This is a genomic window from Frankia sp. CcMO1 (assembly GCF_977945845.1).
Genome location: NZ_CDWTMG010000025.1, coordinates 1 through 13,282, shown reverse-complemented (window position 1 = coordinate 13,282; position 13,282 = coordinate 1). Strand labels below are relative to the sequence as shown.

The window sequence follows — 13,282 nt, the reverse complement described above, 5'->3', positions numbered from 1 at the left end:
GTCCCCCGTTTCCGTCACGCAAGGTCCCACCGCGGGTGCGTGACGTTCAGCCCGGCGGCAGCGGGACGACGTCGGCGAGGATCTCGTGACGGTGCGGGCGTCGGCGTGCGGCCGGGCTGTCGTGGACGACAAGGAGCGATGACGGGTCGCCGGGCATCAGGGCGATCCCCTCCGGATGGTCGTCGCCCTCGCCGACGGGCAGGTCCAGGATGCGTTCGATCGCCTCGTCGGTGACCACGACGCTCGTGGGGGCCTGCGCGGCCCCGCGCCAGCGGTAGATCCGCACCGGGCCGTCGAGGTCCATCGTCGGGCCGGCGAGGAGCAGGAGGTCATCGCCGGAGGCGAGGAGGTCGCGCACCCCCAGCCCGTCGAGGTCGAGGAAGTGCTTGCGATACCGGCCGTCCCCGTCGATCGGCGCGAGGAGGAGGTCCTGGCCGTCTCCCTCGGTGAGACGCAGTTCCAGGACCACGGCCCAGCCCCGCAGCACCGGCCCCCGCAGCCCCAGGTAGATCCGTTCACCGACGACGGCCAGGCCCTCGACGTCCAGCCCGTTGTCCTTGCTCGGGATCTTGAGGAAGCGGCCGAGATGGTCGTCGTCCTTGAGCGCCTTCGTCAACCGGGTGGGCTTGGACAGTCCGAGCGCCGCCGCGGTCAGCCTGCCGCCGCCGGGCGAGGCCGGGTCGGGTGCGCTCGCGACCAGGGTCGGCAGGCCGCCGACCCGCACCACCGGGATGCGCCCGAGCAGGTAGCGGTTGGCGTTGCTGCTCACCTTCGCCAGCCGGGCCAGGGCCTGCTCGGTCGCGTGCTGGGGCCGGACCCGCTTGCGGGCCAGGCTGTGCGACCCGACGAACCACAGATAGTCGCCATGCCGGTCCATGCCCTCGAGGTCGATCTCGAGCTGGGTGCCGTCGTCCGCGGGCTCCTCCGGCAGGGGAAGGAGGTCCGCGACGGAGAAGCTGACGTGATCGGCGAAGCCGTCGCCGGCCGGCGACAGGGTCGTCCGTTCGATCGTGACCGTCTCGTCACCGGCGAGCCAGAGGCACCGGCCGTCCCCCTTCAGGGTGGACAACGACTCGGCGACGTCGACCACCCCGGCGCCGTCGGCGAACCGGATCGGAATCGCCTTCGCGGTCATCGGTGCCTCATCCTGCGTCGTTCCCGCACCCTGCGTCGTTCCCGCGCTCGCCACTCCTCGTCCCCCCGCCGGTTCGCCCCGGGTTTCTCCGCCGGTTGCTCCGAAGCGGCCCTTCCAGGAATCCCCACCGCCGACCGGAGCGTAGTGCTGGCCCGGCGCTTATCCGGGTGGGTGTCCAGGACCCGATAGGTGGTCCCGATCCTGCGAGCGTCAGCGCCGCTTACACCTTCCGTCGCGTCGGGCAGGCCCCCACGTGCAGCCAGGATCGCTCAGGGTACGGCCTGGTGAACCATCTGCCAAGAGACCGAGCAGCATCATCGGACCGCCGGGGAGGACGGACCGCCGGGGAGGTCAGTGCACGAGTGTCTTCATGGCGGCGGTGAGCGCGCTCAGGCCGGCTTTCGCGTCGTTGAAGAGCATTCCGGTCTTCGGGTCGGTGTACAGCTCGTTGTCGATGCCGGCGTAGCCGTGGCCCATGGAGCGTTTGATGACGATGACGCTCTTCGCCTGGTCGACGTCGAGGATCGGCATACCGGAGATCGCGTTGCCGGGACGGCGGGCCGCCGGGTTGGTCACGTCGTTGGCGCCGACGACCAGGGCGACATCGGCCTGCGCGAACTCGGGGTTGACCTCGGCCAGTTCCTTCATCTGCGGATAGGGAACGTGCGCCTCGGCCAGCAGCACGTTCATGTGGCCCGGCATTCTGCCGGCGACCGGGTGGATCGCGTAGCAGACGTCCACCCCGTGCTGCGTGAGCAGGTCGGCGAGCTCGACGACTTCATGCTGGGCCCGCGCCGCCGCAAGCCCGTAGCCGGGCACGATAATGACCTTCGACGCGTACGCCAGCTGCAGGGCCGCGTCGTCCGCCGCGACCGACCGCACGGGGGCCGCGGCCGCCGCGCCGGCGTTTCCGGTCGAGTCCGCGGTGCCGAAACCACCGACGATGATGGCCGGGATCGACCGGTTCATCGCCTCGGCCATCAGCACGGTGAGGATGGTGCCGGACGCCCCCACCAGCGCGCCCGCGATAACGAGAACGGTGCTGTCAAGCACGAAACCGGCCATCGCCACGGCCGTCCCGGTGAACGCGTTCAGCAGCGAGATCACCACCGGCATGTCCGCGCCGCCGATCGGCAGCACCATCGTCACGCCTAAGCCCAGCGCGGCGGCCGCGACGATCGACAGCGCGATCGTCCCACCGTGACCAGTGACGATCGCCGCCACGCCGGTCACGGCGACCGCGGCCAGCGCGGCGTTCAGCAGTCGGGCGCCGCGGAACAGCACCGGCGCGCCACTGATCAGGCCCTGCAGCTTGCCAGCGGCCACCAGCGAGCCGGAGAAGGTCACCGCGCCGATGACGGCGTCGAGGCCGACGGTCACGGTGGTCTGACCGGAGGCCCCGGCCAGCCCGGCCGCGCCGCCCAACCGCACCACCTCGGCGAACGCGACGAGCGCCGCCGCGCCGCCGCCGACCGCGTTGAACACGCTGACCAGCTGCGGCATCGCGGTCATCCGCACGGTCCGCGCCGCGTACAGGCCGGCGCCGGATCCCAGGAGCACACCGATGATCAGGACGATGAGGCCGGTAGCGGTGATGACGCCGTCCCGGGCCAGCAGCCCGACGGCGCTCCCGACGGCCGCCACCATCCCGGCCGCGGACAGCTGGTTGCCCCGGCGGGCAGTCGCGGGCGAGTTCATCAGGTGCAGGCCGAGGACGAAGCAGCTCGCCGCGGCCAGGAACAGCAGGCGGATCGCCGTGTCCGAGCCGCTCATGACCGCTCACTCCCCCCTGCCGGCTGGCTCCCCCTTGCCGGCTGGTTCCGCTCCGCGAGCCGGCTTCGCTCCGCGGCCGGGCGCCGGTGGAACATCTCCAGCATCCGGTCCGTCACCACGTAGCCGCCCACCACGTTCATCGCGGCGAACGCGGCGGCGAAGAACACCAGGACGTAGCCCAGCGGGGTGTGCGCCGTCGCGGCGACCAGCATCGCGCCGACGACGACGATGCCGTGGATCGCGTTCGCGCCGGACATCAACGGTGTATGCAAGGTGGACGGCACCTTGCTGATGACCTCGAACCCGACCAGCAGGCTCAGGACGAGGACGGTCAGGTTGGTGACCAACGTCTCGGTCATGTCCTCACGCTCCAGACTGGCTTTCCGCGGAGCCGCCGGCCAGCAGGGCGGCGGTGGCGGGGTGGACGACCCGGCCGGCGTGGGTGATGACGACCCCGGCCTGAATCTCGTCGGCGGTGTCGATGGTGAGTGCGCCGTCGTGGACCAGATGGCCCAGCAACGCGGCAACGTTGCGGGCATAGGCGGCCGACGCCGCGGCCGGCATCAGGGCCGGCAGGTTGCCGGCGCCGATCACGGTGACGCCACCCGCGGTGACCACCGTCTCATCCGGCACGGAGATCTCCACATTGCCCCCGAGGGGGCTCGCGGCGAGATCCACGACGACCGACCCGGGCCGCATCGTTTTGACCGCCTCCTCCGTCACGAGCAGCGGTGGCCGGCGGCCGGGAACCTGAGCGGTGGTGATGACGACGTCGTGGCGGGCGACGGCGGCAGCCAGCGCCTCCTGCTGGCCCGCCAGTTCCTCGGCGGTCAGCGCCCGGGCATAGCCACCCTGACCCGCTCCGCCGGCCACCCCGCCCAGATCGGGCTCACCCAGGTCGGGCCCACCCAGGTCGAGGAAACTCGCACCGAGCGAGGTCACCTCGCCCCGCGTCTCCGGGCGGATGTCATAACCGCGGACGACCGCGCCGAGCCGGTGGGCCGTGCCGATCGCGGCCAGCCCGGCCACGCCCGCGCCGAGCACCAGCACCTCGGCGGGCCGGGCCGTACCGGCCGCCGTCATCAGCAGCGGGAAATAACGCGGGTAGGCGTCGGCGGCGACCAGCACCGCCTTGTACCCGGCCACATTCGCCTGAGAGGTCAGCGCGTCCATGGACTGGGCCCGGCTCAGCGTCCGCGGCAGCCCGTCGAGGCTCACCGCGGTCACCCCCGCCCCGGCCAGCTGCGCCATCACCTGCGGCTGCAGCAACGGCACCAGCAGCCCTACCAGGGTCTGCCCGCCGCGCAGCAACGCGCGCGTCTGCGGGTCCGGGAGGCTGACCGACACTACCACGTCTGCCCGCGCGAACAGGTCGCGCCGCGCGACGACGGTGGCGCCGGCCTCGGCATAGGCGCCGTCGGGAAACCACGCGCCACGTCCGGCTCCGGTCTCGACGAGCACGTCGAGACCGGAGCCGACCAATCGGCCCACGACTTCCGGAACCATGGCCACCCGACGCTCGCCGGGCGCGGTCTCCATGGCCACGCCCACAGTAAGCGGACTCATGGTCTTTCCCCCTTTCGGGATTCTCCTCGTGTTCTCTTCCCCGTTGGGGCGGGGATGAGGACCGATGGCCGTGCGGGCCGGGTCGGAACGGGCCAGATCAGAACTCGAACACCAGCCGGGCCGGGACCCTGCTGTCCAGGACCTCGTCCATGCAGGCGTTGACGTCGTCCAACTTCCGGCCGGAAGCGATCACCCTGGTCCGGCCGGCCGCGTGCAGCCGGAACACCTCGGCCAGATCGTTGCGGGTGCCGACGATCGATCCCTTGACCGTGATCCCCTTCAGGACCGTGTCGAAGATCGGGATGGACATCGTGCCATCCGCCGGCAGGGCCACGCAGACCAGCCGGCCGCCGCGCCGCAGCGACGCGAACGCCTGCTCGAACGAACGGGGCGACGCGGCGAGCGCGACCGCCACGTCGGCGCCGCCCAGCCGCTGGATGGCCTCGACCGGGTCGGCGGTCCGCGCGTTCACCACGTGGTCGGCGCCCAGTTCGGTGGCCAGCTCCAGCTTGGCCTCGGTGACGTCGACCCCGACGGTGAAACCACCCGCGATGCGGGCGTACTGCAACGCCAGGTGGCCCAGCCCGCCGATGCCGAACACGGCCACCGTCTCGGCCGGGGTCACCCCGGCTACCTTGACGGCCTTGTAGGTGGTCACGCCGGCGCAGGTCAGCGGCGCGGCGTCGAACGACGGCACATCACCGGGCACCGGCACCGCGTAGTCCGCGTCGGCCACCGCGTACTCGGCGAACGCACCGTCGATCGAGTAGCCGCTGTTGCGCTGGCTCTCGCACAGCGTCTCCCAGCCGCCGACGCAGTAGCGGCAGCGCCCGCAGGCATGACCGAGCCACGGGATCGCGACCCGGTCGCCGGTCGCGCGCCCGGTCACCCCGGCGCCCACCGCCTCGACCACGCCGACGCCCTCGTGACCCGGGACGAACGGGGGAGTCGGCTTCACCGGCCAGTCACCGCGCGCCGCGTGGATGTCGGTGTGGCACAGGCCGCTGGCCTCCATCCGCACCAGGATCTGCCCCGGCCCCGGCACCGGGACGTCCCGGTCCTCGATACGCAACGGTGCCCGGAAATCGGTGACAACTGCTGCCTTCATAACATCCTCCAGTCAGGGGAATTGTCGGTGGGAAATGCCAATGGACTCCGAAACCCTGGAATCTGAAACCCTGAAATCCGAGACCCTAGAACAGGCCGAGCGCGTTCTCGTCGTAGCTGACCAGCATGTTCTTGGTCTGGCTGTAGTGCTCCAGCATCATCCGGTGGTTTTCGCGGCCGATGCCGGACACCTTGTATCCGCCGAACGCCGCGCCCGCCGGATACTGGTGGTAGCAGTTGACCCAGACCCGGCCGGCCTTGATGCCCCGGCCCATCCGGAACTGGCGGGCACCGTCCCGCGTCCACACGCCGGCACCGAGCCCGTAAGGCGTGTCGTTGGCGATGGCCAACGCCTCGGCCTCGTCCTTGAAGGTGGTGACAGCCAGTACCGGGCCGAAGATCTCCTCCTGGAAGACCCGCATCTTGTTGTGGCCCTTCAGCAGCGTCGGCTCGAAGAAGTAGCCGTTCGCGAACTCTCCGGCCAGCTGCGTCCGGTGCCCACCGGCCAGGAGTTCGGCGCCCTCAGCCAGGCCGATGTCCACGTAGGAGCCGATCTTTGACAGCTGCTGCGCGGAGACCTGCGGGCCCAGCATCGTCGCCGGGTCCAACGGGTTGCCCTGCTGGATCAGGCCGACCCGTTCCAGCGCCCGCGCCATGAACTCGTCGTAGATCGACTCCTGGATCAGTGCCCGGGACGGGCAGGTGCACACCTCGCCCTTGTTGAACGCATACAGCACCAGCCCCTCGACCGCCTTGTTCAGATAGGCGTCGTCGGCGGCCAGGACGTCCTCGAAGAAGATGTTCGGGGACTTCCCGCCCAGCTCCAGGGTGACCGGGATGATGTTCTGCGCCGCGTACTGCATCATCAGCCGGCCGGTCGTGGTCTCACCGGTGAAGCCGATCTTCGCGATCTTCGGGCTGGTGGCCAGGGCCCTGCCGACCTCGGCGCCGGGCCCGTTGACGATGTTGACGATGCCGGGCGGGATGACGTCCTGAATCACCTCGGCGAGCTTGAGGATCGACCACGGCGTCGGTGACGCCGTCTTGATCACCGAGCAGTTACCCGCGGCCAGCGCGGGCGCCAGCTTCCACGCCGCCATCAGCAGCGGGAAGTTGAAGGGGATGATCTGCCCGACCACCCCGAGCGGCTCGTGGAAGTGATAGGCGTAGGTCTTGCCGTCGATCTCGGAGATCGACCCCTCCAGGGTGCGCGCCGCCGCGGCGAAGTACCGGAAGTGGTCGGCGGCCAGCGGGATGTCGGCAGCCAGCGTCTCCCGCACCGGCTTGCCGTTCTCCCAGCTCTCCGTGACCGCGAGCATCTCCCGGTTGGCGTCGATCGCATCCGCCACCGCGGTCAGCACCTCGGCCCGCTCCGCCGGGGACGCGGCGGCCCAGGAGCCGGCGGCGGCGTGCGCCGCGTCCAGGGCGTCCTCGACATCCTCCGCCGCCGACCGCGGTATTTCACAGATCGGCTGCGCCGTGGCCGGGCTAAGGTTGGTCGAATATTTACCGGCCCGCGGCGGCAGCCACTTTCCGCCGATGAAGTTCTCGTACCGGTCCGTAACATGGACGATACTGCCTGGTTTTCCAGGTGGGACGTACGTCATGACAGCCTCCCGGTCTCCACAGGGCGGGCACGCCTTCCGACGTGCCCCGACCGGCACGTATGTTTCTCTGCCGAGGCCAAGCACCCCATATCGCGCCAGTCCTGACAGCGGGTGCGGAAGGTCCTGACCCCCGATGCCGAACGGGCCGTTCCCGGGCCAGTGCCGGGCAGCCTAAGTTGATCATGCTGTTGTGCTGGGTTTTCGGGGTGCGGCGCGGTGTGGCTCGATGACCGGCGACGGCAAAGAGGGAACTGCCCGCGCCAGGGAAGCGCGACAGGTCACGGGCCGAGGCCGGCCGGCAGACTTCACCGGCAGACCTCAGGCGGCGAGGTCGATCACCACACGCGACGGGTTCGACAGTTCGAGCACCCGGAAGCCGACCCGATCGTCGACCCCCAGGCCGAAATGGACGTATCCCTCGTAGTCGCCGGTCATCCGATACTGGACAAGCGCGGGAAGCCCGCCGCCGGCCTGCGGTGTGCGCAGCGTCGACCTGCCGGTCTCATCGTGGGCCACGGCCGGGAACAGCACCACCTCCAGGAACGCCTGCCCCCGGAGCGGGACCGCAACGCCCTCGCCTGGCGACAGCACCTCGGCCACGTAACGCACCTCGTAGCCAGGGATCTGCCCTTGGAGCTCGATCGTCAGCCGATCGAAAGCCATCCCGCCGGCGACGTTGTGCGCGCTGCGCACTGCGACGACCGTCGCGTTACCGTACAGCGGATGCTCGACGCGGCGCGGTTCGCTCGACCAGACCGGTTCCCGCGGCGTCGCGGTTGTGGAAGGCGACGTCACCACCGGTCCACCCGGCGAGCGGGAGGACACGGACGGAGAAGGCGCCGGCGAGGTGCCGGACACCGATGGCTTCGACGTGGTGATGTCGGTGGAGCCGCCGCCACCGGCACCGCCGCCACATCCCAGCAGCACGAGCAGCGCGCCCGCCAGCAGCGCCACCGCCCCGATCCATCGCCGGCCCGTTGTTATCCGCACCTTCATGTAACTCACCTCGCCGCCCAGCTCACCTCGCCGTCCCGGGTGGCCGAAAGGGACCTTCGGCAGGGGGACGGTCGGGTTAACGTCCCCCCGAGCAGGTGAGCCGGAAGCACCACGGAGCGCCGGCACGGCTCGAACCGATGGGAGATCTGATGTGCGTGAGCTCAGCTCCCGGGGTAGCGGGTGGACCAGGACGGGGTGGCCGCGCCGGAGGCGTCGGAGACGGTCGCGGTGTTCTCGATCTCGGTTACCAGATCGTCCGCGACCTGCCCGACCAGCTCATAGCCCGCCAGCTCCTTCAGCCAGGCTGCCGGCAGTGCCGGCTCACCCAGGGCGGCGCCAACGAGGTTCCCGCAGATCGCGCCGGTCGAGTCGCTGTCGCCGGAGTGGTTGACCGCCGCGAGCAGCGCCGTCTGCGGATCGTCGGGCGCCGCCACCGCGCAGTACACCGCGATCGCCAGCGCCTCCTCGGCGACCCAGCCGGCGCCCAGCGATTCCACGCGTTCCGCTCTGGGCGCACCGTCCGCTGCCGTTCCGAGAGCCGCCCGCAGAGCTCTGGCCACTTCCTTGCCGTCGCGTTCGGCCGACAGGCGGCCGAGGGCCGATGCGGTGGCCTGGGTGATGCTCGCGCCGTCCACCATCGCGGCGACGATCCACGCGAACGCGCCTGCGGCGAGGTACCCGGAGGGATGACCGTGGGTGAACACGGCGCATTCGACCGCATGGTCAAAGGAGGTTTCCGGGCCCCGCCGGAGCAGCCCGAACGGGGCCGAGCGCATCACCGCCCCGCACCCCTTGCTGTCGGGGTTCGCCGGCCGCGCGAGCGTGCCCGTCTCGGGGCGCCCCAGCCCGGACAGGCAGGCGTTCCCCGGAGCGCGCCGGGCATACATCAGCTGCTGCGCCGCCAACCAGCCGTCCATCTCCCCGGCGGCCGGACCGGTCCGCCGCTGCGTCGTGAGCCAACGCTGGTAGGCGCGCCACAGCACCGCGGGCGGATCGGCGATGCCCCGGGAGCGGCTGCGGACCGAGGCCCGGATCAGACCCTCCACGGTAAACAGCGTCATCTGGGTGTCATCTGTAAACGGAGCGTGTACCCCGTAGGCGGCCGTGAGGCCGATGACCCCCGCCGTCCCGTACTCCCGTCGGATCTCGTCAAGCGAATGGAATTCGATTGCCGCACCGAGCGCGTCTCCCAACGCCCCGCCCAGCAGGCAGCCCCGGACCCGGTCCTGGTAGGAGAGGCCGGAGTTCGCATCGTCCGTGGGCGCCGCCGCACGCCGCTCTGATGGCCACAGGCTGACCGCGAGCCCCACGGCGGACCGGGCGGCCGGGGCGGCCAACAGACGTTCCTTGGTTCCGGCGGCGGTTCCCTGGCTCTCTTCCGGGGCTTCGAGATCGGCGGCGGCGGCGAGTTCGGCGGCGGTCATGCGTTGGCGGGCCAGTGCCCGGCCCGACCTGCTGAGAATGACACCCTCGGCGGCCAGGATCTCCCGTGGATCGTCGGTGCGTTCCGGATCGGGCCAGCGGAAGTCCGGGGAGATGGAACCGTTCAGGAGCAGGACGCGGTGGGCGTTGGAGATCCGGGCGCTGGCCAGCTTGGCTCCCACCGCGACGGCGTGGGACCCGATCACCTCCGCGACGTCGGAGTAACTGGTCCAGCGGCCGGGTGGGATCGCAGCCAGTACCCGGATCATCAGGGTCCATCGCTGGTCCTGGGGTGGCGGGACCACGGACTCGTCCGGGCCGGGCCAGATCTTCACGATCCGCTCGGCGAGCGCCCGGCCGCGATTTTGGATCTCCTCCCGACCCCACCTGTCCTGACCGGCGATTTCTCGGTTCATCGCCAGCCCGCTGTCGGCCAGCAGCTTCTTCTTCTCGGTGAACTCGTGGTCGGCGAGTTTCGGATTGTAGGCGGTGAGCGTCAGATTGCCCAGAGTATGGACGAGCCTGCGGTGCAGCTCGTCGCGCGTCTCACCCTCGTGGGCATCGGCGTCGAGAACCGCTTTCCATCCCGGTCTCGACAATGACTGGGGGAGGATGTGTTCAACCGTCAGCTTCACGCCCCAGTCGACCGGTTCGAGATGCTCGTAGTCCTCTTCCAGGCCGCGCAACACATAGGTGCGCTGAGGGCCGCGCCCGGTCCAGTAGAAGGGATTGAGCAGGACGGCTTCCTTCACAAGCTGATCGGTCGGGAACTTCTTACGCGGGCCGGAGAGAACCCGCGTGATCGCGGCGGCGGTCGGCGTCTGGTCGCCGAGCTCCTTGACGAGCGACATGAGGATGCGGTTGCTGTTGGCGCTCGCGATGCCGACCAGCATCCGCCGCACCAGGTAGCTCTCCACCACCCGGAGTGCCGCGGCGGCCTCGGTGGCGTCGAGACGGTCATTCGCATGCGCGATCAGCACGTGTAGGACGGTCGGCCGGACGACGTCCGCCCCCCCACCGGCGCAGCCGGTGTAGGGCCTGCCGCAGGACCGGGTCCTCCTCCCGGTCCGGATCGAGAATCCGGCTGAACAGCAGGTCCGCCTGGGTGAGCCGGCGGCCGGTGTGGTTGAGCGAGATGCGGTAGACGTCGTCGTCGACATGCGCGGCGATCTCCACGATTGCGAGCTGACCGACCATGGCCTGCTCGATCAGTGCTGCATCCAGCGGGTCGTCGGCGTCGCGCAACGCGGCGAGTTCCTTGCGGAAGAACTGGTATGCGTCGCCAATCCCGGCCCGGCCTCCTGCCTCCGGCGACCGCTCGACGAGAGCGGTCCAGGCGGTCCGGCCGGCTCGCGTCGGTAGCAGAGTGTAATGTTCGGTTCCGGCCGCGTACCTGTTCATGAGGTACAGATCGTCGATCTTCGCCGCGAGCATCTGATCGTCATCTCGGACATGATCGCGGATCGCGCAGAGCAGGATGCTCAGCGCCGTCAGCCGTTGCTGACCGTCCACCACCAGCCAGATCGCCACTCCGGCTGGCGTCGTCGACGGGCTCGGCGCGAGAACCAGCGAACCCAGGAAGTGCGTTGCCGCTGGACCGGCGGCGGCCACGCTCGTGATGTCGGCCCAGAGTTGCCGCAGGTTGGCGCGTTCCCAGCTGTAGGGGCGTTGATACAACGGGACGACATACTGGCACTGACCCTGGAGGAGTTCACCCAGAGTAGTTTCGTTCGCCTTCGCTGTCGCTCTCCGCCCTGCCTGTTTAGCCAAATCCGAACCGTTTTGCCACTCACCGTCGGAAAAGACTATCGGAGGCGACGGATCCGCCCACCGGGTCCGTGCCTGGCCGTCGCCGCGGGCCGGCATGAGAAACTGGCGGCCGCGGACGAATCCCCATATCCCAGGTCAGCGCGGTGCCTGTTCCTCCCGTGGCGCGCCCGATCCCGGCCGGGTCCGGCGAGGACCGGCCAGGTGCCCACGGCGCTGCGGCGCCACGGCGTGCCGAGCGGTGTTGATCGGCCCCGGACCGATTCGGTTGAGGATGGTCCGGTCGAGGCATGAGTGGGACGGGACCGGTCCGGCGTGCTGGAGGGGGTGGCATGGCAGCGGGTTCTGGAAGTTCCGGCGCGACCGGAGGCAATGGCACCGTCAACGGTCAGGGAGGTTCAGGTGCCTTCGGTGGTTCGGGTGGTTCCGACCCGTCGGGTCACGTCATTGGCTGCGGGCTGAGCAACCTGGGGCTCCGGCTCGCCGAACAGCTCCGGGCGTCGGGTGTGACGGTGGTGGCCATCGACGATCGGGTCGCCCCCGCCACCCGGCGCAGGGTGGAGCGGTGGGGCGTGCGGGTCCTGGTGGAGAGTACCCGTGGCGCCGGGGCGCTGCGCGAGGCCGGCATCGCCGCGGCGCTCGCGGTCGTGTCCTGTCACGAGACGGACCTCGACAACCTGGGCACAGCGCTGGTCGCGGCCGAGACGGCCCCCGGTGTCCGGCTCGTCGTGGCCATCAGTAACCGCCAGCTCGGCGACCAGCTCGCGGACGCGCTCAGCCAGGTCCGGGTGCTGAACCGGGCCGAGCTCGCGGGGCCGAGCTTCGTCGAGGCGTGCGTCCGCTCGGACGTGACGCACGCCTTCCCGATGGACGAACGGTCCGATGCCGAGGTCTTCGCGGTGATCGAGGAGTCGATCATAGGCCGGCATGCCTTCCGGGCCCGCTATGGCGATCTGACCCCGATCTCGCTGCGCCGCGCGGGGGCGCGCCTCCCCGAGCTCTGCCCGCCCCGCGACGTCTCGCTGCGCCCCGGCGACCGGCTGACGCTCCTCGGGCGGCTGTCGGAGTTCCACGAGCGGGGCATGACGGTCGCGGGCCTGCACGACGCGCGGCTGTTCGCCGCGCTGGCCGGCGGCTCGGCCGATCATGGCGATCCCGGCGAGCCCCGGGGGGTTCGGGGGGTCTGGCGGGGTACGGTGGCCAGGTTCCGGGAGATCGTCTCGATGATCCGTGGGGAGCTCGACCCACCCTTCCGGTTCGCGCTCGCCGCCGTACTGACGGTCATGATGGTCGGTACGGTTGTGTTGTGGTTGACCTACGCCAGCCACAATGAGTCCGCACCCGCCGAGTTCGGCCCGCTGGACGCGCTCTACCTCACGGTCGCGACGATGGCCACGGTCGGCTACGGCGACTTCAACTTCGGCGCCGCCGACGAGTGGCTGCAGATGTTCGGCATCGGACTGATGCTGCTTGGCGCCCTGTCGATCGCCGTCGTCTATGCGTTCATTACCAACATCATCATCAGCCGTCGGTTGGAGCGGGTGATGAGACGCGGGCGGGCCGGAGCGGTGCGTGGCCATGTCATCCTATGCGGGCTCGGCTCGGTGGGGGTCGCCACGATGAACGGCCTGGTGCGCGCGGGCCGGCATGTGGTGGTGATCGAGCGTGACGAGAACAACCGGTACCTGCCCGTCGCCCGTGAACGTGGGGTGCCCGTGATCATCGGGGACGCCACCGTCCGCTCGACGCTGCTGGAGGCCGGCCTCGCCCATGCCGCCACGATCGCCGTGCTCACCAGCGACGACGTCGCGAACCTGGAGGCCGTGCTGTCGGCCCGGGAGGCGCACGAGGAGTTGCGGGGGGCGCGGGCGGCCCGCAGCGCCGCCCGGCGGGGCGCCCGGCGGGGCGG

The 13,282-nt window shown here is 70.4% G+C and carries 10 protein-coding genes; 1 reads left to right on the top strand and 9 read right to left on the bottom strand.

What is annotated here, in order from left to right; all coding sequences use genetic code 11:
• Positions 1–46: 46 nt before the first annotated feature.
• From AC08OU_RS05650 to AC08OU_RS05610, 9 genes are all read right to left on the bottom strand, one after another.
• Positions 47–1,135 (bottom strand): DUF3616 domain-containing protein, encoded by a 1,089-nt coding sequence (locus tag AC08OU_RS05650; protein ID WP_476598816.1) that lies wholly within the window; start codon positions 1,133–1,135, stop codon positions 47–49.
• A 351-nt stretch (positions 1,136–1,486) separates the two neighbouring features.
• The gene (locus AC08OU_RS05645; RefSeq protein ID WP_476598818.1) at positions 1,487–2,908 is read right to left on the bottom strand and encodes an NAD(P)(+) transhydrogenase (Re/Si-specific) subunit beta; all 1,422 of its coding nucleotides are present in this window, start codon (positions 2,906–2,908) and stop codon (positions 1,487–1,489) included.
• Complete coding sequence (locus tag AC08OU_RS05640) at positions 2,905–3,267, bottom strand: NAD(P) transhydrogenase subunit alpha part 2 (RefSeq protein WP_462186644.1); 363 nt, start codon at positions 3,265–3,267, stop codon at positions 2,905–2,907. The genes AC08OU_RS05645 and AC08OU_RS05640 overlap by 4 nt, the downstream gene beginning before the upstream one ends.
• 4 nt (positions 3,268–3,271) lie before the next feature.
• Positions 3,272–4,474, bottom strand: a complete 1,203-nt coding sequence (locus AC08OU_RS05635; RefSeq protein WP_476598819.1) for an NAD(P) transhydrogenase subunit alpha — start codon at positions 4,472–4,474, stop codon at positions 3,272–3,274.
• Positions 4,475–4,571: 97 nt separating this feature from the next.
• The gene (locus AC08OU_RS05630) at positions 4,572–5,582 is read right to left on the bottom strand and encodes a zinc-dependent alcohol dehydrogenase (RefSeq protein ID WP_476598821.1); all 1,011 of its coding nucleotides are present in this window, start codon (positions 5,580–5,582) and stop codon (positions 4,572–4,574) included.
• Positions 5,583–5,667: 85 nt separating this feature from the next.
• Positions 5,668–7,188, bottom strand: coding sequence for an aldehyde dehydrogenase family protein (locus AC08OU_RS05625; protein WP_476598823.1), 1,521 nt, complete (start codon positions 7,186–7,188; stop codon positions 5,668–5,670).
• Between the two features lie 318 nt (positions 7,189–7,506).
• Entirely contained in the window at positions 7,507–8,184 is a 678-nt protein-coding gene (locus tag AC08OU_RS05620; protein ID WP_462186655.1) for an AMIN-like domain-containing (lipo)protein, read from the bottom strand.
• A 161-nt stretch (positions 8,185–8,345) separates the two neighbouring features.
• Complete coding sequence (locus AC08OU_RS05615; RefSeq protein ID WP_476598826.1) at positions 8,346–10,586, bottom strand: ADP-ribosylglycohydrolase family protein; 2,241 nt, start codon at positions 10,584–10,586, stop codon at positions 8,346–8,348.
• On the bottom strand, positions 10,564–11,472 hold the full coding sequence (locus AC08OU_RS05610) for a DUF262 domain-containing protein (protein WP_476598828.1): 909 nt from the start codon (positions 11,470–11,472) through the stop codon (positions 10,564–10,566). Before AC08OU_RS05610 ends, AC08OU_RS05615 begins: the two co-directional genes overlap by 23 nt.
• Positions 11,473–11,705: 233 nt before the next feature.
• Here AC08OU_RS05610 and AC08OU_RS05605 point away from each other — a divergent pair.
• Positions 11,706–13,282, top strand: a 1,577-nt coding sequence (locus tag AC08OU_RS05605) for an NAD-binding protein (RefSeq protein WP_476604444.1), incomplete at its 3' end; no start/stop codon positions are given.

Bases quoted from the DNA above. Each gene is read 5' to 3' on its own strand.
- AC08OU_RS05650 (WP_476598816.1), bottom strand. From the start codon at position 1,135: ATGACCGCGAAGGCGATTCCGATCCGGTTCGCCGACGGCGCCGGGGTG.
- AC08OU_RS05645 (WP_476598818.1), bottom strand. From the start codon at position 2,908: ATGAGCGGCTCGGACACGGCGATCCGCCTGCTGTTCCTGGCCGCGGCG.
- AC08OU_RS05640 (WP_462186644.1), bottom strand. From the start codon at position 3,267: ATGACCGAGACGTTGGTCACCAACCTGACCGTCCTCGTCCTGAGCCTG.
- AC08OU_RS05635 (WP_476598819.1), bottom strand. From the start codon at position 4,474: ATGAGTCCGCTTACTGTGGGCGTGGCCATGGAGACCGCGCCCGGCGAG.
- AC08OU_RS05630 (WP_476598821.1), bottom strand. From the start codon at position 5,582: ATGAAGGCAGCAGTTGTCACCGATTTCCGGGCACCGTTGCGTATCGAG.
- AC08OU_RS05625 (WP_476598823.1), bottom strand. From the start codon at position 7,188: ATGACGTACGTCCCACCTGGAAAACCAGGCAGTATCGTCCATGTTACG.
- AC08OU_RS05620 (WP_462186655.1), bottom strand. From the start codon at position 8,184: ATGAAGGTGCGGATAACAACGGGCCGGCGATGGATCGGGGCGGTGGCG.
- AC08OU_RS05610 (WP_476598828.1), bottom strand. From the start codon at position 11,472: ATGCCGGCCCGCGGCGACGGCCAGGCACGGACCCGGTGGGCGGATCCG.